We start from the raw sequence: 23,666 nt of genomic DNA, 5'->3' as shown, positions 1-23,666 counted from the left end.
CTGTGAAATAGGAGTGTGTGTTAATTATATAAAAAAGGAAGACTACAATGAGTCTCAAAAAAAGTCTGGCTGCTGCCGTTGCAGCTGCAACAATTTCCAGCTTTGTAAATGCTGAAACTATTGATATTGGTATTGTATATACGGAGCAAGCTGAAGCCTATACCGGTAATATTTCTGCAAAGATTGATCAGTATATTACTTATGCTAATAATTCCTTTGATAGAAACGATATAGATATTCAGCTGAATTTAGTTGGTACAGCAAGCATTTCTAGGGATCGCCGCCCCACAGAAGATGATATTAGAGCTATCGCAGCGAGCAGCGATTACCAGAACTGGCGCGCTTCTAAAAACGCTGACATGGTGATATTGCTGGGCATGTCGGAAAGTGATGGCCGTTTCACGACTTGCGGAATTGCCTTTGTCGGAGAAGGTAGTAACGGTACTATGTACCCGGATTCCCGTGATTCTGCTTATAGCATTACAGCCGTTGATTGTGGCTATAACACTTTTGTTCATGAGCTTGGCCACAATTTGGGCCTGAGTCACTCTGTCAGGCAGGGTGATACCTCTGGCGGTGTTTACAGCTATGGTTTGGGACACGGCGTACTAAATAAATTTAGTACTATCATGGCTTATCCGCATTCATTCAATACCACGACTCAGTATGATTGGTTCTCAGATCCGGATTGGGTAGAGTGCAGTGGTTTACCCTGCGGTGAAAGAGTGAATGGTCAAGATATCTCCAATGCGTATCGCGCTCTAGGTCCGGTAGTAGATGATGTAGCGGGTTACTACTAATTAATTTCTTTATCTCGCTAGATCGTTGTGTGTGAGCGTCCACTCGAAGCTGGAGGTTTACATGCACCCAGTCTCACAGGTTAGTAGAAAGTCAGAGGCATTTCTTCTGGCTTTCTTTTTTTGTCATATTCATTGAAATAGTTTTTCGCAGAGAAAACCTAACTCCTTAAAAATCTCATACAAAATATGCCCTGGTGAACTTAAAAACAGAGTTGACTTGGCACAAGTATTGTCAGTGTATGTGATTTATATGCTAAGGAGGGGCAGAATGGCGCTGGCAGTTAACTAGCTAAGTGTCCTGGTCGCACCGCGAATTTGAATTTGTACAGTTCAATACTGAATTACTGCCACACTGATTTAAAGATAGAGGTGGACGTATTGTCGCGATTGATGCCAGCTTTATGGCAAAGTCGGGGAGAAGAGCTACAGCACTTGCTTGGCATTTCAATGGCAGCGCAGGTGAATCTCAGGTAAGTCTGGAAATATTCGTGATTTGTGTGACAGATCTTTAGTCAAATACTGCATATGGCTTTGATGCATGTTAGGCAGTCGATCAGGAAATGCCGGCTACGGACTAATTTATATGCCGAGCATTTAGCGAGACTTGCGCCTAAACTACACCAGTTAAAAATTCGTTACCTTGCTGCTGATGCCTACTATAGCAAAGCTAAATTTGTTTCTGCTGTTACAGGGATCGGGTTGGAGATTGTCGGTAAATTACGCATGGATGCAGATCTTCTATAGCTGTACGAAGGTGAATACAGTGGTTCAGGTCATCCTCGAAAGTATGCTGGCAAAGTGAACTACGAGCAGGATTTGCAGTGTTTTGATCATATTGGGCCATTGGATGACGGGACCGGTGTTTACACTAAAGCAGGTCATTCAAAACAGTTGAATCCTAGTATCCGTGTGGTGATGTTGCGACAGGAGAAAAATTATGAAGTTGGTCGAGTGCTATGTATTCCACTGACACCCAATTAGATGTGATGACACTGCTAAGGCATTACAAGGCAAGATTCCAGATTGAATTTCTTTTTCAGGATACCAAGCAATATACTGGTCTTAATTAATACATTTAAATATTTTTTAATTGCTCTCAATCTTTGGGTGCCCATAAAATAGCGTTGACAACAATGAAATAGATGAGGGTTCATCTATTTCATTGTCAGGTTAATAACAATCGAATCTATTGAAGGAGTTGTTAATTTCCATCCCTTCAAAGAGAAACCACTAACCAGGAATCCATACTGCAGGGTTGGTCAATACATTTTTAAGGTTCGCTGATAATAAACCCAATGCCATCGTTATTTGAATTCCAGTCTGCAGAAATTAATTTCACTTTCATATGACCATCATTCATAATGTCCAAATCACCACCGTATGCATAGGCGCCACCGGTTGGAACTGTGAGTAAACCGGTATTACCAACATAGAAAGTATAATCTTTACTAACATTGTCATTAATAATAGCTATATCCCAATACCAACCGGCTCCTGAGGTATTTAGGCAATTAAAATTAACATTAATTAACAGTTCCGTATTTCCATTTTTAATCTCTTCTCCACCATTTGCAGCAACGGGATCGGAACATGAAGCATCTGAGGTCGATTGATAGACTTTCCTGACGATAGCGTACATCTTGGGAGAATCAGCATGCACCGAAACGTAAACACCGTGGTTATGATGACTAAAATAGGCATCGGAGGCCTCGGGTGCGATGTCAATCACAAAGTTTCCTTCGTCATTCAAATCTGTGTATGCCAGCCATGCATGTGTATGACTTTTCTCCACCAATTTATCCTGAACAACTTTACTTTCTATCGCATTGCGCGGCACATTGTGGTACCAACCCTGCCCGAATTGTTCCCGGCAGGCTTCGTCTCCCCCACTGTGAATGCCTACCGCATCTGTGATCGCCCACATTTCCTCGTAACTCACATAGTCAAATTCGTCGGGGTACAGGTAATTATCATGGCCATAGAGATTGCGTTTGCAGGCATATGTAAATTGATTCGAGCAAGCAAGGTCATACCAAGAACCATTATCTCCCCTTAAGGCCGTACAATCCTGATTTCCATTGCTGTTCGGTTCTGCGGTACTCCATGTCCAGAGGGCATCAGAATTTCGGAATTTACCATCCTCATTATCCGGCCCTGGAGGACCTACGTATTCTACGACCTGCTTACCCCCTAACCAATCATCCATGGCATCCTTATTATCAGCACTTTTCTGTGTTTCGAGCCCACCTCGGTGCCAAAACACAAGATCCCAAAGGCCATTGCCCTTCCCTGGCTGTCCTTCCGACATAAAGAATATAAACCGCTTATCTCTATTCCTAATGATCTGCTTGGTCAGCTCCTTAGAGGGAAAATCTACGACTACGTCTAGGCCCAGCTCTCTTCCCTCATAGTTTCTTCCATATGGGAAGTCCGCTTCATAATCGAGAGGTGAATAAACATAGTTATCCCCCACTCGATCACGTAAATTCTCATAAAACTTTGTTCCAGAATCTCCGTCATTACCGTTATTATTTTCCACATGTACCATGACAACACGATCTGTGCCGTATTTATCTTGTTCTTTGGCCCACTCATTTAACTCTTTGAATAAATCAGCCAGAAGAACGTAATTCCCCCCGACAACACAATTCACGGTAGAATGGCAAAACCTCAGGTTTCCCAAATGATCATAGTAATCTAGTTCTATATACTCAGCGCCTAGATCTATCTGATCTTTGACTTTGATTTTATGCTGCCCAGATTGAAGGATATCATCGCGAATGATTGACTCATAGCTGATAGAATTGTAGCTGTTATGAGTTCCTAAAACAGTCGAATGATAAAATGGTGTATCTTTGGCAAGCTGCCTCTGTAGCGCCATTCCATATTTTGGCTGCATGAAGTCCGGGTAAAGCAGATAGTCGTAATATAATCCAAATTTTTTCAACATATCTTCAGCTGTTTCTGCGATAGCCGCAGGAGAAACTATTGCAACCCCTACCGCCAACGCCGTCAACAATTTACTTATCTGCCAACAAAAAAAATGGCGAATTTTGGATTCAAATATTCTTATTATCATAAACCACCTCTTCTCGCTTATTAATATTTTTATGGCGAAACATAACCATGAGGTAAACACAATGCCGCTCATAGGTAGCTGTGCGGTATAGGGTCATATTTATCAGAAAACATATTAAATATGACGCACTAAAAATTACATATCGACTCAAATATCTTCAAGCGAAAAAAATAGTTTTATATGTAAAGTTTGGTTAACTGGAATTAATTCGAAGATGGAAGGCAGAGAAATATGTGGAAGTCCAATAAAGAGTCCGCAAAAACTTAATAAAAATATCCAGGCTAAAATTCACTGTCTCGTGGTATGGCGCCCTGTGTACACTTCTATAAAACATATGACTTTTATGTGTAAACATGCATCAACATTATGAGATTAATTTTTTTACTTTAGGGTATCTTTAGAAAAACCTGATTTCCGGTAAAGTTGTTCAGTCACTCCCAGATATAGGTCGCTGCAAAAATTCAGCTGAGTTTCTTTGGTCTCGATGCAATCTACCAAAAAATAATGAACGCGGCCCGTTGGCTGTCTTGCATAAGCTGATTAATGGGCGGGGTTTTAGGCCGCGCTAATCAAATTCGTTCAACGCCGCGAAAAAGCAATGCTGAAAAGGAAGCCCTTGGGTGTCCTGCTGATATTTAAATTATTGGTATTGTAGCATTTGTATCACCCGACAGATGATGAACTGGAATTTTAAATATGCGAGCACGTTACATTTTTCCGGCTTGTTATTGATTCGACAAAAACGTCTTCCTGGCTTGTTTATTCTCGTCCAGAGAAATATGACGCACATACATTGATGTAGGTGTTTTATATGGCGTTAATCTTCGGCACCTCTTTGCTATGCTGTTAATCTTGCAGTCAAGATCTATATATTACTTATGTTGAAAAACACCACCTACCAACTCAAAAGGGATTTTTGATGAACAAAAAAATCTGCCAGCGGGTCTTTATACCCATCCTGTTTGCAGTATCTTATTTTTTTATGTCAGTAGCGGCTTTAGCCGTTCAATGTGGCGACACGATTGTTACTCCGACGGTGCTACTCCAGGATCTTTCCTGTGATATTACACCAGCAAACCCTGTTGCTGTCACTGTTGTTGGCCCTGCTGGTAGCCTGACATTGCTGAATAGTGAGATATCCTGCTCAAATATAAATCCAAATGCAGCTGATCCTGCAGGAGTTGTACTCCTGGGTGTAGGAGCAAGACTTTCCGGGGGTAAAATTAGTAACTGTCCTGATGCTGTACGTGTTGCAGGCAATGGATTTCACGCTGTGTTCGGGACGAAAATTACAAATAGTGTAAGATACGGCATATTGATCGAAAGTAAAAATAATACCGTTACTCAGGCTTCCATAACATTTTCAGGAATTGATGGGGTAGTATTGGATAGTAGTGACAATACGGTAATAGAAAGCCAAATATCTCACAGCAATCTGGATGGAATAACAATTTTAAATGATAACAATCATATATTGTCAAATATTTTAGACAGTAATGGAAATGATGGACTTCAAATTTTTGGAGATAACAACAGGGTCACCAATAATAATTTCGAAAACAATGGCGCAAGTGGAATAAACGGAACAGCCGCTGACTTATCTATATTCTCACAAAACTTCATTAAAGGTAGTGGACAAAATGGCCTTGAGATTAGAGGGGTAGATAATTTAATATCTCAAAATATATCCTTAGAGAATGGAATATCTGGGATTCTCATGGCGAATAACCCCGATACCACCAATGTCATTGTTGGTAATTTTGCTCTTGATAATTTATTTGATTTGGTTGACGTTAATGATCCTGGTGATTGCAGTGCCGACAATATTTGGCTTGATAACACGTTTGTAACTGCAAGCCCTCCTTGTTTAGATTAAATCCAAGAGTGAATAGTCTTCAGGCATTCCATGCCTGGGGACTATTCTATCAAGAACTACATTGGTTAAATGTTATTGCTAGTTTACGGTTAGAGGTATACATGAATCCAGTGTCTTGTGTCAGGCGTAACAGAGGGGCGCCTGGTTTTCTTTCGGGATATTAGTGGAGGTGCAAGTTATTGGAAAAAGCGGATACTTAATGGATATCGCCAGAATGTACCTTCGCTCGCCCTGATAGCCCCGATTATAATAAAAATAAAATTAATTAGTGCCAGCATTAGCAGGCCAATAACCCCGACACCAACAACAATTAAGATAGTGCAGGAAATTGAATAGATGAGCAGGCTAAGCATCCAGTTAAAGATCATCTTTCCATGTCTGTCTACCTCAACTGAGTGATCCCTTGTTGTTGCCCACATGATAATTGGCAATACAAAGCCTGCACCGGGTATGACAATCCATGCCAGCTGACTTAGGTGTAATAGCATTAGGAAAGTCTTGATTTCCAACCCCCATGGTTTGTAATTTTCCATAAACTCTCAGCCTTTCAATTTTTTCTTCAAGTGGTCAGTTCAAGTTGCTGGTTGTTGCGCTCTTCCAGTCGTCAAATAGTATTCCCAGTCCTGCCTATTCCGGCGCTTGGCATCTTGAGCCGCCTGTTGATTATCATAGGGTACCTTGATGTGTTGAGCACGCCATAGCCCACACAGATTTTCCAATATCGAATAGCTCGCATATGGTGAAAAATTTTCCATCCAATGGGGGCGGGGAGAAACATCAAAATAAGCGGGGAGTCCCACGCTACCGGGGTTGATTATCTGTTGGCCAGTGCTAGTTGTTATGGATCTGGGAATGTGCGTATGGCCACAAAGGATAACTTGAGACTTTTGTATGGAAATTAATTTAAGGATTTCTCCATCCTGGCGGACTTGGGGAAGCCCACTTTCAATATTTTCTAGTAAGTAGGTCAAGTCACTATCAGGACTGCCGTGACAGAGGAACACATCCGGATTGAGTTGCAGGGTAGCAGGAAGGTTTTTCATCCATTCCAAGGCCTCTGCAGTCAAATCCTCCAATATAAATTGTAGGGTAGGGTTGCTTTCAATGGTTTTGGGGTCTGCCTCATAGATCTGCCTATCCTGATTGCCCCGGATTGTAATAAAGTCGTATTCCATAAGGCATTCAAAGGTTTGCCGTGGAGCAATGGGTCCATAGAGTATGTCTCCCAAGTTTACTACCTGGTCGACACCTCGAGTTTCGAGGTCACCAATAACAGCCTTGAGGGCATAGATATTGCTATGAATGTCAGAGAGTGCAGCGATACGCATAAATTTTATTGAGTCTAGTTTGAATATACTCGCTTGTTCCCGGATTAGAGGCTTAAAGTTGGCTGCCCACTGGGAGTGTATTGTCGATAGTGGTGTATGATCATAGGAAGAATTCTTTATTTGTAATATGCCTCACATATATTACTAAAAGGAGGAGCGAAAAAATACACTTCACTTTAGGCTGTGTGAAGCATGGGTGCCGATCATCAGCGTGCAGAGATGTATTCATAGCATGTGTTGAGGGAAGGGTATTCTTTACTTTCGGCCCGTTATTAACCGCGAACTCCATATAAGCAATAAAGGCGGTAAATAGCCTGTGATGCGCCACCTTTTGGATTCATCGTTTTCATTTTTTGAAAATTTTAATTGGTTCAGTAATGGGTACAGATTATTTTTCAAACGAATAGTTTGGGCACTGAGACTTTTATTTGGAGCATTTTTTAGGGCGCTAAGAGACTGGCAAATGGAGATGGCGGAAAATCCTATTGAATGCCAGTCCCTAAACATTTAAGTAAAGATATTTTCATCCCGTATATTGGCCATTTGTAGTGACAACTATTCCCAATTTGGATTATTGCCCTCCGGTTATCTCTACTGGGCCATGGTCATCGCAGTGATCCCCGTGCACATGATGTAGTCGCCCATCGACCAGGTAGTCGTAATGATCGCCGTGGGGGATGCGCTCGTGTCCACAACTTTCACCGTGTACATGGGTAGAGTGAATAGTCTCATCAACAGGATTACAACCATTTGGGTTTCTGTCATTTATCTCCAGTACATGCTCATCGTAGTGCTCTTGGTGTGGGTGATGGAGATGACCATCGTGTAGATAACAGACATGATCGCCGTGCTGGATTGCTGTGTGGCCACAATGGGGTCCGTGTTTATGGGAATGACTTTCTGCTTTTAGACATCGATTGCTGGTCATGAAGGGGTCCTCAATAAGAAAAAGGTGATGTGACCGGTTGATGGCCCAGGGCTATACACAAGCCAGACCGCAGCCTGTTGGTATGTCGGGGCCCTAAGATGAACTTTAGGAACCCCCTGGGCCGGTTTCAAAGCTGATTGAGCCCTCGGTAGCTAGGGATAGATAATTTGATGTTAAACAGCAATAAATCCGGCAATGGCGGAGTGATGCAGTAAGTTTGACTGAATCCTTCCAGTTGGCCTCAAATGCCAGTTGCAATCGATTGCAGTTGCAAATTATAGTCTCCCTAGTGGTGTCGTCTCACAGGACAGGCGTGGCCGGCCTATGCAATCGATTGCATAGGCCGGCCACCACTCACACCATAAATCACATAAGAACGACGATGAGAGGGAAGTGATGATGAATAAGAAACCTCTGGCGCGGGCAGTCTCCCTGGCGGCAGTATCGCTGGGCTTCTGTAGTATCGCGGTCGCCCAGGAAGCTGCTTCTCCAAGCAGCGATGAAGATGTGCTGATGGAAGAGGTCATTACGACGGGTACCCCAGGAGGGGCCGGCATGCGCAAGCTGGATGCCAGCTTCTCAATTACTACCTTGAGTGACGACGAGATAGGTAAAGCCTCCCCATCAAGTACAGCGGATTTGCTGAAGTCTATCCCTGGTCTTTGGGTTGAGAGTTCAGGTGGTGTATCTGGTGCGAATATTGATGTTCGTGGTTTTCCTGGTGGCAGCGACGCCCCCTTTGTGACGGTTTCTATGAATGGTTTGCCGTTATATCCGGCACCGACACTTTCCTTCATGGAAAATTCTTCCCTGTTCCGTGTTGATGAGACTATCCAGCGGGTAGAGGGTCTGCGCGGAGGACCAAATCCGGTATATTCCAATGGCCAGCCCGGCCTCACTACTAACTTTATCCTTAAAGAGGGTACCGAAGAGACTGAGGGCCGCTTTAAATACACTACCTCTGATTATGATCTTCAAAGGGCGGACGCCCTGCTGACCGGTAAGCTCAGCGAAGATGTGTACTATATGATGGGCGGATATGTGAGTTCTTCCCCCGGTATTCGTGATGCTGGTTTTGATGCTGAGGAAGGCCACCAGTTTACCTTGCACCTGACCAAGGAAATGGATAACGGTAAAGCCGGTTTCTATGTACGCGATACCAAAGATACTGGTACTTGGTACCTGCCAAATGCGTCCTTCCTAGCAACTGATTACACCCAAGTAGGCCCCAGCAACCGCAAGGTTTCAGTACCCATTTCCCAGGCCGATGGGAATGGCGGCTCAGAAACGAGCTGGGAAACCTTTGATATGGGAGAAGGGCGCGGCTGGGATGGTAGCGTAGCCGGCGCCTATCTCGAGCTGGATCTGGGCAATGGCTGGAGCCTGACTGAGCGCTTTGGCCTGACCAGTGGTAGTGCCGATACCCTGGGCTTTGTGCCCAATGGTAGTCCGGTCACTATTGGTGACCTGAGATACAACGATGGTACTGCTGTTACTTCAGCTACTACTGTGTCTGGGGCAGAAGTCAGCGACGATACCCTGTTACAACAGTTTGGCGCCTGGGTAGTGCGGAAAGACATTGAAGCAACTACCAACGATATCAGCCTGTCCAAAGAATGGGACAGCTTCAAGGTTACAGCAGGCTATTACACCTCTAGCTGGGAAGTCGATGAGTGGTGGTCCCTTGGAAACCAGGACTACTATGTGCTTGGTCACGATGGCGAGCAAATTGCGGAAGATATCTCTTGTGACGATGAGGAGTTGGATCCCGTTACCTGCTGGAGCTACGATCTTGAAGCTGTAGGTGATGCTCGCGAAAATGCCTTCTACCTAGCCAGTGAATTCTACCTGGGAGATTTTACTTTCGACCTAGGTGTGCGTTCTGCCAACCGTGAGACCAACTATTCCGTTGATCTTGGAGAGCGTAATGGGGTCTTTACCACCTATAAAGCCGATGAAGATGGATTCGCCTACACTGCTGCAGTGGATTGGGCCTTTGCGGAAAATATGGGAACTTTCTTCCGTATTAATTCTGGCTTTAAATTTGCGGACTTTGATAACTACCGCGAGTTTGGCGATAGCTTCCTGGCTGGCTCCGACCTGGTTATCGATATCGATCAATACGAGCTGGGCTACAAACTACAGAACCAAGACTACTCGCTATTTGCCACGCTCTTCTACAACGAAACCCAGGGTATGCCGGACTGCATTATTGGTAGTACCACTTGTACCCGTTTGGAAACAGAGGCCCTTGGCCTGGAGCTGGATGGTAAAGCCCATTGGGGTGATTTTACGTTGGGCCTGAATGCAACCCTGCAAAAGCCGGAGATCACCAGCGGTGATTTTAAAGGCAATCAGGTGATGCGCCAGCCCGAATACCAGGTTCGCCTGAGCCAGAACTATGATTTCACCATTAACAACATTGATATGGCAGTTTTTGGAGGAGTCAGTCGGGTAGGTGACCGCTTCAACGATAGTGAGAACTCAGTAACTCTACCCGGTTATACCAAAGTAGACTTGGGGGCCGTAGCCTATCTCAATGATATCACCGTACAACTGGCGGTGGATAATTTGACTGATGAGGATGGTATTACCGAAGGAGATCCACGCGATCCCCTCGCCACCAATGTTCGCTATATTCTGCCGCGTAATATCAAGCTAAGCGTGGCTTACGATTTCTAACCTAATGCCTCTCCCAGAGGTATTCTGAGCTTTGCCGCACGGTCTCCAGCGTGCGGCTTTTTTCCTTCCTCCAGCTAGGTCGCTTCCCATACTTCTTACTACTGGGTCAGAAAGAATACACTGCACTCGAGACGCGCTGTGAATACATTCCTGTAAGCTCGTAATCGGCATCCATGTCGCATACGGTCCCGAGCGCAGTATATTCTTTCCTTCCCCCTTTTTAGTATCTAAAAAAATGTGTCCAGCTCCGGAGAGTCTACTCTTACCCCTAATGCCCGTGGGGTTTCTCGGCCTCAAATCTCCCAAAACAAGCTTCAAAATCAGTCTCGCTGTCAGTATGGGATTAAATTGCACCCCGAATTTTAGTTGTGACGATTTTTCCGGTGTGGAAAAATTAGATTTTTCACATGGTGACAAAACCGGGCATTTTCTGAGATAGTAGTTATGGGTCCACTATCTCAATTGGTTTTATCGTGCCAGCTAGGTGTAACCCACTTACTACTGGGATAGAAGGAAAGAATACACTGCACTCGAGACGCGCTGTGAATACATCCTTGTAAGCTCGTAATTGGCATCCATGCCTCATACGGTCCCGAGCGCAGTATATTCTTTCCTTCCCCCTTTTTAGTATTTTACAAGAGGATTCTGGGTGCTAACTGTAGTTCGATTATGAAGCGATCATTAGAATAATAGTTGTCATGAAGATCACTGCTCAAATGTTTTTTCAGGAAAGAGGGGGTAAGTTGATTATGAAAATTTGGCCGTTATTTTTTCTGCATATGGCGGCATGAAAACGTAAATTCAAATTTAGAACCTCATGAAAAAAATAAGATAAAAATAGTATTTTAAAAAATATATTCGCGCTCACAGCTTTAAAAGCTTGACCATCTTTTTTTTGGTTTTATTGAGGCTTTCCATTACCAAAAGCGTATAGATTAGCCAAGTCTGCTCAAAGTAAGCTGAACGATGGCAGAAAGTCAAATCACGAGGGTCTTGGGGTGGGTTCTATGGGATGATATAAGTACTAACAGGGAGTGTATGGAATGTAAAAAAAGTATTTTGAATGCTGGTGCTAAGAGTGGCCTCTGCCTGGAGATTGGTAATCGCTTTTACTGGGATGTCTTCAATTCAAAAAAACCATTCTGTTCGTGTTGTTTGTCATTTTTTGTGGTTCTGGTTGTTCTTAATGCAATAAACTAGGTCAGGTGAGAGCAAGATTTAGAAGGGCCGCTACAAATATGTTGAGTGTATCAAAAATTTCCTGCCTGTGCGGCGGACGTTGGATTGGAGATGTTTTTATGTGTCATAGATTTATTTTAGGTGTTATTGCGGTATTTCTTATTGGTTGTATAAATCAGCCGAGCAAGTTATTGGAGGATGATCAAGCATGGAAAAACCGATTGGGGAGCTCTTTTACTCGGCAAGTCGATAGGAAGGTTGAATTAGGAATGGCGGCTCTGGAAGTGGTGCCAGGATTAGCGGTAGCGATTTATACGCCTGATGGTATATATACTCAAGGGTATGGGGTTTCGAATATTGAGACAGCTGAACCAGTTTCTACAGATACAGCATTTTATATTGCGTCCTCAACTAAACCTCTGACCGCATTGGCGATGTCATTTCTAAATCAGCGTGGCGAGATCAACCTTGATGCCACGCTTTCGGATTTTGCTCCAGGCGCGGATTTCCCAAAGGCAGTTAACCCCAATCAAGTAACTCTTCGTCATTTACTTTCTCAGTCGTCAGGCTTAGTTAATCACCCTATTCAAATACGATCAGCATTTACTGGAAAGTCCTCCCCGGAAATCCTATGGGAGCTGCTCTCCCAAACAAAACAAAAATGAGCCATTGGGTAGCTTTCGTTATTCCAATTATAATTATAATATTTTAACTGCGTTGACAGATAAGCAGTTAGGTAAATCATGGAAAGATATAATAGATGATGAAATTTTTTCAAAGGCTGGTATGACACGCTCATCAGCCTACATTTCCAAAGCGCAGAATCTAGGTTGGTCTATTGCACACCCCCATGATACTTTCGGGCTTAATAAGCCTAAATTGGTCAATTCTGAGCGGTTAAAAACAGATGCAACTATGCAGTCGGCTGGCGGAGTAATTATGAGTGCTGGCGATGCTGTTAAGTGGTTGGAGTTTATGGTTGAAGATGGTCGTATTGGAGGTCATCAAGTATTCTCTAAAGAAGCTGTTGTTTCAACAGTCAGGCCCTATGTGAAGGTAAATAAAAAGTACGGAAAATATGAGAGAAACCACTATGGGTTAGGTTGGTATATTGGAAAATATGAAAAAGATGTTTTAATTCACCATTTTGGTGGATTTTCTGGTGCAAGATCGCACGTTTCATTTATGCCCGACAGGAAAATTGGTGTGGCAGTATTCATTAATGATTCGGAAGTTGGTAATCCATTGGCAGATGTTATTGCCAATTATATTTATGACTCGTTGATTGAAGAAAATGACGCTGAAGAAAACTATAAGGACTCACTTGAGGAGGCGATTAAAAGAAGGCAAGTGGCGAAAGAGCGCTTGGCTGCTAGTAAGGCGAGGTTGGCAAATAGGCCGTCTACACTGAGTCTGCCATTGGATAAATATGTTGGTAAATATAGCAGTATTTTTGGAGAATCTATAGCGGTTGAAGTTAATAACGGAAAGCTTCACTTTGTGGAGGGGGATTTCTCAACTCCCACAACCCCTTATACAAAAGCAGAGTCAGTTCGATTTAATCATATATCAGGATTGCCGATGGTGATGAAATTTAGTTTGGACCAAAATGGCGATGTATATCAACTTTTACTTGTCGATGAAATTTATAAGCGCGAAAGATTGGATTAGATGATGGTGAAATTCATATGGGAATGGCGTACCCCATAAACATGCTACTAGGTCAGATGGAAAGAATGCACTGCACTCGAGACGCACTGTGAATACATCCCTGTAAGCTCGTAATCGGCATCCATACTTCATACGATCCCGAGCGCAGTGTATTCTTTCCTTCCCCCTTTTTAGTAATTCAAGCATTTGTACGTTTTTTCAAGTTTAATGAACCCCTTTAAAATCCTTGTTTCTCATCCGGGTGAGTGGTTAAAGTTGGGGGTATTTTACATTCTGCACATAAATCTACGTGAAGGTCTTCAGTAGGTGCCTGGGCGGCCTAAGCTGCGCGCTATGTGACCGCTCTCAGCTTATTGCGCCCGCCGTCAAATTCCTCCTGGCTTGCTTATGTGCATTTTGAATGCACTGCTATGCTTAATGCTTTGTGGCAGGAGCGCAATAGAATGAATTCACAGTATTTATTGAAGAGTGCAGGCATCATAGCTTTCTTCATTTTAACGATTGGGCAGGCTATAGCGGCAACAGTTGATGAAAATCTGCAAAGAGCAAGGACATTGATCCAGGGTCTTGAAAAAAAATATCTCAGTAATGAGGTTCCCATTGTCATCCAGAAACTAGAGAAGAATGTATTGCCAAACTCAATACTCCAAGCATTTGCGCTTGAACAGCATTTGATTATTCAATCTGACCTTCGTAATAATGCTCTCACTTTGCATCGATTTGGTGGCTCCCCTAGCGAAAATGTTCGACAGTTTTTTACTCGCCTAGTCGCCAATGAGGTAAAAGCTAGCGAACAGCTACCAGCGCTTGCTCAAGCGTTTAATATCTCTCCCAGACAAGTTGAACAGTATCAGCCATTGGCCGGAGCTCAGGCATATGCTGCTTATACTACATGGCTGGCAAATTATGCACTGCCTGCGGAAATTGCTGCCGCACTATTAATCAACTTTCAAAGTTTTGGCCTAAATGTTGGGCGTATGGCTAAAGAGCTTAAAAAAAATACCGGCATGTCGGATAGCCAGCTCGCATTCCTGGTCAATTTTAGTAAATTACCACCTGGCTTTCGAGAGCAGGCAGTCAATATAGTTGCAAGAGGATTGGCGTCAGGTGTGGGTGAATCGAATATAGAAACCTGTGTTCGACTTATTCAGTCTTATGAAAAGGAATTTTGGCGGGCGCTTGAAAATGCTAATAGTGTTAACCGAGATTTGCGCAATTGATTTGATTGTATAATGGGTGAATATATTGTATTTTTTAAGTGTTTTTTGCTGGGGGGCTATGGATAATTCTTGATTATTGGGTGCTATATTTGAGAGACCTGGTTCCGATGAAGAAATCTATGGAGTATATCGAAAATGATTTTCTGCTGGGTAGGAAGTATACAATACCTTTCTCTCTCAATACGCCATGAATACATTCCTGCATGCTTGTAATCGATATCCATATCTCATGTGATTTTAAGTGAAGTGTATTCTTCCCCTCCGCTTTTTTGTATAAAAGAAAGTGTTTGATATTGGATGTGATTGATCTTTCCCTGTAACTGTTAATGTTTTAATCTATTATGACTTAAGCTATTTTTGTGACGTCTACAAAGTCGACATATATTTTTCAGGGAGTTAAAATATGCAGCCTGTAAATCTAATAGAACATCCAGAAGGCGGGAAATTCCTTGAGGTCTTCAGGTCTAATGCAACGGTTACAAATAAAAATGGGCAGGAAAGATCCGCCCTTACTCATATTTATTTTTCATTGGGCAGGGGGGAAATTAGTCGTTTTCATAAGGTGCAGTCAGATGAAGTATGGAGTCTGTATCAAGGATCTGGATTGTATCTTTATACCTGGGATGGGTTAGATAAGGAAGTTAAGCGAACGGAGCTTTCCGCGCAATGTAATACTTACTGTGATGTGGTTCCCGCTGGTGTCTGGCAAGCAGCCGAACCTATTGGGGAATCGGTGCTAGTGGGGTGTTCAGTTGGCCCCGGCTTTGATTTTTCTGATTTTGAGATGATAGATCCACGGTCAGATGCGGCCAAAAAATTACGAGGTATAGATTCTAATTTTATAAAGTTTATAGAATCATAATGATAGAATTGAATTGATAAGGTGTTGAGAAAGTAGATGGGTTTGTTTTTGCTCGAAACCTCAGTGCTCGCTAAGAACTCAATTGAGACCTACCGGAGGGTACTTGTCCCTAACAAAAATTTTTCCTGGTTCGATATATAAGTACACTGCTAAATGCCGGTAGGGCTGAGTAGCGGGTTTTTTAATTCGCTACTCACCTTATGTACTAAAAAGTGGGAAGGAAAGAATACATTGTGCTCGGGACCGTATGCGGTATGGATGCCGATTACGAGCTTACAGGAATGTATTCACAGCGCGTCTCGAGTGCAGAGTCCTCTTTCCTTCTGATCCAGTAGTATCTATTACGGGATCTTGATTAACTAACAGCTGCTGCTCTAATTGCAGGGAGAAAGAAGTCTTTGGGGGCAAACTCTTCTAGGCTGCCAACAATATAGTCGGCGCTTCCCAATGCACTCTCACTGCCTACGCCGACAGCAGTCATTCCCTGTGCCGCCTTGATAGCGGCAACTCCGGCAGCGGCATCTTCAAAGGCAATACAAAGTTCAGCTTCAACTTGCAGGCCTCGCGCCGCGGCGAGGAAAATATCCGGAGAAGGCTTGGGTGCTGATTGCTCCGGGTCTGCAATATGTGAGAAGTAATTAGATATTCCCAAAGCTTGCAATACGGCTGGAGCATTTTTGCTTGCGGAGGCTAGGGCGATGGGGATTTTTCTCTCGTGTAGCCAAGCCAGAAGCTCGCCGGCACCTGGTAGCAGGTCTTTTGGAGATAGGCTGCTAATCAACTCTTGATAGCGGCTGTTTTTACGGGAAGCCAGGGCGAGCTTTCCTTCCTCACTGAAATTACCACTCTCCTCTCCGAGAATGACTTCCAGAGAGGCCATTCTTTCCAGCCCTTTGAGCTTTTCCTCTGTGTCATCGGCCCAGGGGCGTTGCAGAGATTCTGCGAGTTGCCGCCAGGCTTGCAAGTGCAATCGGGCGGTATCTGCTATTACGCCATCGAGGTCAAAAATTGCTGCACGATAGATCATCAAGATACCTCCTCCATCGCTGTCACTTGGAAAGTTTGCACTTGCCCGGGTGTGCTTAGCAGTACTACCTCTTCGCGGTGGTGCAGGGTGATTGGCTCTCCGCTTACGAGGGTATAGCTGGTTTTAAGGCGGTCGATATCCAGAGCAAGGGTACGGCCACGGAATTGGAGACGGAAGCGATAGCCGTCCATCCCCTCGGGCACGTAGGGATTAAAGTTCAGTTCGTTGTCATGCAGGCGCATTCCAGCAAAACCCTGCACCATACACATCCAGGTGCCGCCCATGCAGGCGGTGTGAATACCATGCTGGGTATTGTTGTGATGGTTATCCAGATCCATGCGTGCTACCTGTTGGAAATAGCTCAGGGCTTTTTTCGGATAACCGACTTCACTGGCAATAATGCTGTGGATACATGCAGACAGCGTGGAGTCGTGGGTGGTGAGCGGCTCGTAAAAGTCGAAGTCGCGGCGTTTTTGCTCCACTGAAAATTCGGAACTTTGTAATAGAAGTCCCAGTACCACATCTGCCTGTTTACAAACTTGATGCCGGTAGATCACCAGCGGGTGGTAGTGGAGTAATAGCGGGTACTTCTCTTCAGGAGTCTCGGCAAAATCCCATACCGGCTTGTTCAGGAATCCATCGTCCTGGGGATGAATTCCCTCAGAGCTGTCGTAGGGAAGATACATGGCCTCAGCCGCGCGCGTCCAGTTTGCGGGCTCTGCCGGGTCCAGCTGGATATTTTTTACCAAGGTCTGGCAAGCTTCTGGATCGAATGACTGCAACCACTGGAAGACCTCTGCCGCATATTCCAGGTGCGCGCGGGCCATCAGGTTGGTGTAAAAATTGTTGTCTACCAGTGCTGTGTATTCGTCTGGGCCGGTAACTTCATTGATACAGAATTGATTGTTGCGGCGTGAATTAAAGTGGCCTATCTCCATCCACATACGCGCGCCTTCAATCACCACTTCCGCGCCTTTGTCTCGCAGAAATTCGGTGTCACCTGTTACTTGGCAGTAATGGCGTACCGCATAGGCGATATCGGCATTGATATGGTACTGCGCGGTGCCCGCCGGATAGTATGCCGAGCACTCTTCACCGCCGATGGTACGCCAGGGGAATAGAGCCCCTTTATTGATCGTCATCTCCCGTGCTCGAGTGCGGGCGGCGTCAAGAATGGAGTGGCGATACTCCAGTAGTCGGCGCGCGAGCAGGGGCTGAGTGTAGAGGAAGAACGGCAATACATAGATTTCTGTATCCCAGAAATAGTGGCCATCGTAGCCATCTCCAGACAGCCCCTTAGCCGCGATATTTGTGCGGCCATCCCGTCCCAGTGATTGAAAAAGGTGAAACAGGTTGAAGCGAATACCTTGCTGCAATGCGTCGTCGCCACGGACCTGGATATCCGATTCGAGCCAGAACCTATCCATTTCCTCGTGTTGTGATACAGCGTGCTCCTCAAAGCCTCTTGCGGCACAGCGCTCTAGGTAAGCGCGCAACTGGGCGGTCTCAATGGGTTCGGCATGTTGTTCAGCAAAGTAAGCTACATACTTGGTGAGACGGATCGGAGTGTTGGGCTTTGCGTTGAAGCGGTACTCCGTCGACACCCTGTCTTCGCTCCAAGAGTTGTCGATGGTGTGCTCGCTGTCACTCTCACAATGATGCAGTGCTGCACTGCAAATAGAGAAGCCACTGCTGATTACCGACAGGGGTAGGGCCAGGTAGCTACCATCTGCCGTATTTTCGAGCCAGCGGATGTCTTCTCGGTCGATAGGGGAGGCTAGGCGGGGGTCATCGCTACGCTCAGCCTGGGAGAAATCACCATCCAGGCGGGATTGGAGGCGCACTTCGCCCTCGAAGTTAAGCGGAGTGAGCTCCAGATTGATGATGAATAGGTGCTTTTCACTGAGGGAGACCAGACGCTTGATCGTTAGCTCGATGGTTTTTCCCTGCGGGGAGCACCAGGTACATTTGCGCTCCATGGTACCGGTGGTCATATCCAGTTTGCGCGAATAGTTGAGCAGTTTGCCTTCGGCCAGGCTCATACGCTCACCGTCAATCCAAATGTGGATCGACTTGCCATCAGGCATCGTCAACATGCGTTGGTTATTGCGCGCGTATCCATAGGCGGACTCGCCGTAGCTGATAGGTTCGCAAGCGTATACGCCGTTCAGGTAACAGCCGTCGGTGAAGGGCTCGGGGTCATAGCCCTCTTCGAAGGCGCCGCGCAGGCCAATATAACCATTGCCCAGTGAGAACAGGGTGGCGTTGAGGCAGTAATCCTCGGGTTGAAACCCCCTTTCCAATAGGTCCCAGGGCTGAACCTCATGCTTAATTTGTTGTTCTTGCTTCATACCACTTACACAGAATCGGATCTTTGGGGCCCACCCGAAGCGGGCGGGGCGCTGTGGACAGGTAGGTATCAGTCTACCCTCAACTCGGCCTTAATTGCAATCGATTGCAATCTATTCCAGAAAACCACACGTCTACCCAAATAATTCACCGGGAAATTATCTTGATATTCTTTTAACTATATGATTTATATGAGAATTTAGGTTTTATGGAAAATACTTTCAGACTGGCCTGTGACCAGCAATCAACATATATTCTCATTTGTTGCCTCCGCAAATATGCAAACGATTGCATTTAGTGGTGAGCTTAAGCGATACTGAAGTCGCATGAGAGTGATTGAGGCGCTGTTTCGATTACTTGCGCACAAGGTGGTTAAAAAATGTACAATAACAGGCTGGTACGGCTCAGAGCCTGAGCCATAGACCAACGAAGAATCCATTATGAACAATCAGCGCATTCTGCTTTCCCTATTCGCTATCTACTTTGTATTTGCCATTCTGTTAAACAGCGTGGGCACTGTGATCCTGCAGGTGATCAACACTTACGATGTGAGTAAATCCGCAGCAAGTGTGCTGGAGGGGTTTAAGGATATTCCCATCGGTATAGTTTCCTTCCTAGTGGCCTCGCAGCTGCCTCGCTTCGGATTCAAAAAGGCCATGTTGGCGGGTTTGGCCATTGTTACCACAGCTTGTATTGCGATGCCGCTGTTGCCAGGTTTCTGGACGGCCAAACTGTTATTTCTGTCTGTGGGGGTTGCCTTTGCCCTGGTAAAAGTTGCGGCTTATTCAACCGTTGGATTACTTGCCCGGGGTCGCAAGGAACACGCTAGCCTGCTGAATACCCTTGAGGGCGTGTTTATGGTGGGTGTATTGGGGGGATATTGGCTTTTCAGTGTCTTTATTGATTCATCTAATCCAAGTTCGACAGCTTGGTTGAGCGTCTACTGGGTGTTGGCTGCTATTTGCATTGTTGCTTTTGTCCTGTTGTGGACAACCAAAATGGATGAATCTGGGATGCGTGTCGAGGGCACCAGCCCGCGCCAGGAGTTTTTAGCGATGATGAAGCTGATGGCCAAGCCACTGGTGTATGTCTACGTGGTATCTGTCTTTATCTATGTGCTGATTGAGCAGGGTATTGGTAGTTGGTTACCCACATTCAATAATGAAGTGCTGAAGTTGCCGGCGGCAATGAGTGTGCAGGCAGCAAGCATCTTTGCTGCGGGGCTCGCAATTGGGCGCCTGGGAGCGGGAGCAATTATGCGGCGCCTGCATTGGTACCCGGTACTGAATGTTTGCCTGGTAGCCATGGCGCTGTTAGTGGTTATGACCTTGCCGCTGTCGAGTAATGTGCAGGCCAACCCGGACGTCAATTGGTTCAACGCACCGATCGCTGCCTTTATACTGCCTCTGATTGGCTTGTTTATGGCCCCGGTTTATCCGGCGATCAACTCAGTGATACTGAGTTCTCTGCCCAAGCACCAGCATGCTGCAATGACAGGGCTACTGGTGATTTTTTCAGCCCTTGGCGGTACCACTGGCTCTTTGATCACAGGAACGGTATTTGAGGTCTTTGATGGTCAAGTGGCCTTCTACTTGTCGCTCGTTCCCATTACTGTAATTCTTGTAAGCCTGTTCTTCTTCCGCCGCGCGGTGGAGCGGGAGTTACCCGGCGATGCGGAAGTGCCAGCTAATCTGGCCAGCTGATCGGAATCTGTCTAGGTTTTACAAATATTTACCACCCCCCTAAGATGGCGCATTTCCCCTGAACAAGGTGAGGTACGTCATGCCTAAGGATTCCTCCTCTCCCGTCTCCATGTCTGATATTGCGCGGTTGGCGGGAGTTTCAGAATCCACGGTTTCCCGCGCATTGAATAACAGCCCGCTGATCAATGAAAAGACCCGTGAGCGTATCCAGCAAATCGCGCGCAGTATGAATTACAAGGTCAATGAGAGTGCGCGGAACCTGCGTTTGAAACGAAGCCATACTATTTCGGTGGTTATCAACACCGGCTGTGCCGGGGGCCAGACTTTTTCCGACCCTTTTATGCTCGATATGATCGGCGCTATTGCTGACAGATTGGCACAGCACCAGTACGATTTGCTGTTTTCGAGCAGTATTGCCAGCAGTGATGACTGGCACTCCTACTTGATGGGTTCCCGTCGGGCCGATGGTGTTATCGTGATTGGTCAGGGGGTAGACGATGCCCCGTTGCGCGAACTGCAAAGGCAGGGGGACCCTTTGGTGGTTTGGGGTGGTACTACGAAACCTGGCTCCGATTACTGCATAGTGAGCAGTGACAATCAAATGGGTGGGAGCCAGGCCACGGAACATTTGCTTGGGTTGGGGCGCAGGAGAATTATCTTTCTTGGTGATATTGCCCATCCAGAAATTAATGGGCGCTACGAGGGTTACAGTTCCGCATTGGCGGATGCCGGGCTCGCTGATTGCAAGCGCCAGGTTACGGTGCCCTTTTCCAGTGAAAGTGGTTACCAGGCGATCGTTGAGTTGATAGGGCGTGAGGGGCTGACTTTTGATGCAGTATTTTCCGCGAGTGACAGTATCGCCATGGGCGCCATCAAGGCCTTACAGGCACTCGGCTACAAAGTGCCGGAGGACGTTGCGGTGGTTGGTTTTGACGATATTCCCATCGCGCCTTTTTACACCCCGCCGCTGACAACGATACGCCAGGATATCCAACGTGCCGGGGAACTGATGGTGGAGAAGATGATGCAGCTTGTGGGGGACCGGGCTGCCGAGCCAGAAGTGCTGCCAACAAAGCTGGTAATACGGGCTTCCTGTGGGGCCAATCCAGAGTATCAACCGATCCAGGAATTCTTCCGTGGACCGCAGCAGGGTTAGTTTATGCTGCTGTCATTAAATGAGCCCTCATGAGAGGGTTCAAACTCTTCACAGCCAAGTCTCGGCGGTTTAGCTATCCTGGTGGTTTTTTACCCCTCTGCGCTGCGTATGTTGATCCAAGGTCCAGCTTGATTTACTTCCAGATTGAAACAGGCTTTTAGGCGTGTTTGCACACCCCACATTGCACAGCTGCTGTATCCATTGAGCCAAACTGTCAGGACAATTTCAATTGCGCCTGTAGTGTATCGGCGTCTGGAAAAGGATGCATGGCGAAATCTTCGACCCCCCTGACAAAATCTCAAATATTAGGGCTTACGGCATTAAGTTTTGCGGTCTTTTTAATCGCAAATGATCTCACCGCATTTGCCGTAGCTATACCCACGATAGAACGGGACTTCCATTCCGATATCACGACTGCTCAATGGGTAATGAATGGCTATACCTTAGTTTTTGGGGTGCTAATAATCACCGGTGGGCGCTTGGCGGATATGTTTGGGCGCCGACGTATCTTTTTTATCGGTTCGGCAATTTTTGTTTTTTTCTCCCTGTTGGGCGGATTTGCCGTCGACATGTGGATGCTCTTGATATGCCGTGCCCTGATGGGGATTGGCGGCGCCCTGATGTGGCCCGCAATACTTGGAATGATCTATGGTCTGATGCCCGAAGATCGTTCCGGTTTAGCTGGTGGTCTGATTATGGCTGTTTGTGGGGTATCAAACTCCATTGGTCCTATGCTGGGCGGCACCTTGACGGATCTGCTTAGTTGGCGCTGGATATTTTTTATCAATATACCCATTGCCATGCTGGCCTGTCTTATGTGCTGGAAAGTCGTTGCCGACGATAGTGCTGAAAAGATGGAGGAAAAAGTTGACTATGTGGGGGTAACTACGCTGTCGATTTCTCTATTTGGCCTGCTTGTCGCCTTGGATATTGCGGTCGATATTGGTTTTAAAAACCCCTTGACTGTATTTTTGATTGTGGTTTTCCTGCTCTTTATGGGATTTTTTATTATTGTTGAAAGGCGTGTGGGGAAGTTTGCTTTGATACCACCGGATGTGGCCGGTAATCGTAAGTTTTTCGCTGCGGGGGTCACCACATTACTGCTGTCTGCTATTTGGTTCTCCGCACTTTTATATATACCCCAGTTTTTATCCAAGGTGCATGGTTATTCGGCGATGGTTTCCGGGTTGGGTTTGCTCCCAATTATGATTACCCAGGGTATAGTTTCTTATATTTCCGGCAGCTTATACGAGAAACTGGGAGCTAAACTCATTGTGTCGGTAGGCACTGTATTTCTATGTGCTGGTATGTTTATGTTATCCCATTTGCACAAAGACACCACTTTTGCACAAATGATACCCGGACTGATTGTTCTGGGTGTTGGTGTGGGTCTCTTTTATTCCACTATTACAACTGCCGCGATTACAGTTGTAGACCCATCCAGGTCCAGTTTGGCAGGGGCAATTCTATATATGTTTCAGATTGCCGGGGGGGCGCTGGGACTCGGGATGAATACCACGATTGTTGCTATGGCACCGGACTTACCCACGGGGATAGATCGAGCGTTTACAGTGAATGCCTACTTGGCTCTGGCAGGACTGGTTGTAAGCATTTTGTTTGTGAGTGGCAAGGCGGTGAAAGTGGAGATCGAAGAAGAGGGGGGTCCTTTAAGCATATAGGGCGCAAATTATTAAGTATATAGGGTTGTCTAGGAGGACAAACTAATCGGTTGCTGGAAGGGACATCGGTGTTGGCTATTGTGCAGGTCTGTCTGGGTGGAAACTTACTCCGATGGTGTGACTCAAG

16 protein-coding genes are annotated in these 23,666 nt (G+C 45.7%); 10 read left to right on the top strand and 6 right to left on the bottom strand.

Annotated features, from left to right (window positions below; genetic code table 11):
• Positions 1-47 precede the first annotated feature (47 nt).
• Positions 48-800: a zinc-dependent metalloprotease family protein gene (locus tag ACCI49_RS04875; protein WP_371837855.1), complete on the top strand. Its 753-nt coding sequence runs from the start codon at positions 48-50 to the stop codon at positions 798-800.
• A gap of 1,270 nt (positions 801-2,070) precedes the next feature.
• Here the strand turns inward: ACCI49_RS04875 and ACCI49_RS04870 are convergent.
• Positions 2,071-3,879 carry a phosphoinositide-specific phospholipase C-related protein gene (locus ACCI49_RS04870; RefSeq protein WP_371837854.1) on the bottom strand — a complete coding sequence of 603 codons (1,809 nt, stop codon included), beginning with the start codon at positions 3,877-3,879 and terminating at the stop codon, positions 2,071-2,073.
• A gap of 919 nt (positions 3,880-4,798) precedes the next feature.
• Between ACCI49_RS04870 and ACCI49_RS04865 the strand changes: the two genes are divergently transcribed.
• A complete protein-coding gene (locus ACCI49_RS04865; RefSeq protein WP_371837853.1) occupies positions 4,799-5,755 on the top strand; it encodes a right-handed parallel beta-helix repeat-containing protein in 957 nt (318 codons plus the stop codon).
• A 176-nt stretch (positions 5,756-5,931) separates the two neighbouring features.
• Here ACCI49_RS04865 and ACCI49_RS04860 read toward each other — a convergent pair whose 3' ends face one another.
• From ACCI49_RS04860 to ACCI49_RS04850, 3 genes are all read right to left on the bottom strand, one after another.
• Positions 5,932-6,288: a DUF4870 domain-containing protein gene (locus ACCI49_RS04860; protein WP_371837852.1), complete on the bottom strand. Its 357-nt coding sequence runs from the start codon at positions 6,286-6,288 to the stop codon at positions 5,932-5,934.
• A 39-nt stretch (positions 6,289-6,327) separates the two neighbouring features.
• Positions 6,328-7,083 (bottom strand): metallophosphoesterase family protein, encoded by a 756-nt coding sequence (locus tag ACCI49_RS04855; RefSeq protein WP_371837851.1) that lies wholly within the window; start codon positions 7,081-7,083, stop codon positions 6,328-6,330.
• 571 nt (positions 7,084-7,654) lie between these two features.
• Positions 7,655-8,011, bottom strand: a complete 357-nt coding sequence (locus ACCI49_RS04850) for a hypothetical protein (RefSeq protein ID WP_371837850.1) — start codon at positions 8,009-8,011, stop codon at positions 7,655-7,657.
• Positions 8,012-8,410: 399 nt separating this feature from the next.
• Here ACCI49_RS04850 and ACCI49_RS04845 point away from each other — a divergent pair, with 399 nt between their 5' ends.
• The 5 genes from ACCI49_RS04845 to ACCI49_RS04825 all read left to right on the top strand — a co-directional run bounded on the left by ACCI49_RS04845 (position 8,411) and on the right by ACCI49_RS04825 (position 15,625).
• Positions 8,411-10,693 (top strand): TonB-dependent siderophore receptor, encoded by a 2,283-nt coding sequence (locus ACCI49_RS04845; RefSeq protein ID WP_371837849.1) that lies wholly within the window; start codon positions 8,411-8,413, stop codon positions 10,691-10,693.
• A 1,238-nt stretch (positions 10,694-11,931) separates the two neighbouring features.
• Positions 11,932-12,537 (top strand): serine hydrolase domain-containing protein, encoded by a 606-nt coding sequence (locus ACCI49_RS04840; RefSeq protein WP_371837848.1) that lies wholly within the window; start codon positions 11,932-11,934, stop codon positions 12,535-12,537.
• Between the two features lie 4 nt (positions 12,538-12,541).
• Entirely contained in the window at positions 12,542-13,543 is a 1,002-nt protein-coding gene (locus ACCI49_RS04835) for a serine hydrolase domain-containing protein (protein ID WP_371837847.1), read from the top strand.
• 443 nt (positions 13,544-13,986) lie between these two features.
• On the top strand, positions 13,987-14,763 hold the full coding sequence (locus ACCI49_RS04830) for a thiaminase II/PqqC family protein (RefSeq protein ID WP_371837846.1): 777 nt from the start codon (positions 13,987-13,989) through the stop codon (positions 14,761-14,763).
• Positions 14,764-15,166: 403 nt separating this feature from the next.
• On the top strand, positions 15,167-15,625 hold the full coding sequence (locus ACCI49_RS04825) for a cupin domain-containing protein (protein ID WP_371837845.1): 459 nt from the start codon (positions 15,167-15,169) through the stop codon (positions 15,623-15,625).
• Positions 15,626-15,980: 355 nt separating this feature from the next.
• On the opposite strand, the gene pgmB is transcribed toward ACCI49_RS04825, so the two are convergent.
• Positions 15,981-16,652 (bottom strand): beta-phosphoglucomutase, encoded by a 672-nt coding sequence (pgmB, locus tag ACCI49_RS04820; protein ID WP_371837844.1) that lies wholly within the window; start codon positions 16,650-16,652, stop codon positions 15,981-15,983.
• Complete coding sequence (locus ACCI49_RS04815; RefSeq protein WP_371837843.1) at positions 16,652-19,003, bottom strand: glycoside hydrolase family 65 protein; 2,352 nt, start codon at positions 19,001-19,003, stop codon at positions 16,652-16,654. The genes pgmB and ACCI49_RS04815 overlap by 1 nt, the downstream gene beginning before the upstream one ends.
• A gap of 438 nt (positions 19,004-19,441) precedes the next feature.
• Here ACCI49_RS04815 and ACCI49_RS04810 point away from each other — a divergent pair, with 438 nt between their 5' ends.
• The 3 genes from ACCI49_RS04810 (at position 19,442) to ACCI49_RS04800 (ending at position 23,539) form a co-directional block, all read left to right on the top strand.
• Complete coding sequence (locus tag ACCI49_RS04810; protein ID WP_371837842.1) at positions 19,442-20,704, top strand: MFS transporter; 1,263 nt, start codon at positions 19,442-19,444, stop codon at positions 20,702-20,704.
• A 79-nt stretch (positions 20,705-20,783) separates the two neighbouring features.
• Positions 20,784-21,860 (top strand): LacI family DNA-binding transcriptional regulator, encoded by a 1,077-nt coding sequence (locus tag ACCI49_RS04805; RefSeq protein ID WP_371837841.1) that lies wholly within the window; start codon positions 20,784-20,786, stop codon positions 21,858-21,860.
• A 266-nt stretch (positions 21,861-22,126) separates the two neighbouring features.
• Positions 22,127-23,539: an MFS transporter gene (locus ACCI49_RS04800; protein ID WP_371837840.1), complete on the top strand. Its 1,413-nt coding sequence runs from the start codon at positions 22,127-22,129 to the stop codon at positions 23,537-23,539.
• Positions 23,540-23,666: the final 127 nt, after the last annotated feature.

The sequence above is a fragment of the Microbulbifer epialgicus genome, assembly GCF_041447265.1.
Taxonomy (GTDB): Bacteria; Pseudomonadota; Gammaproteobacteria; order Pseudomonadales; family Cellvibrionaceae; genus Microbulbifer; species Microbulbifer epialgicus.
The sequence above is the reverse complement of the archived record's forward strand: the minus strand, read 5'-3'. Positions and strand labels throughout refer to the sequence as shown.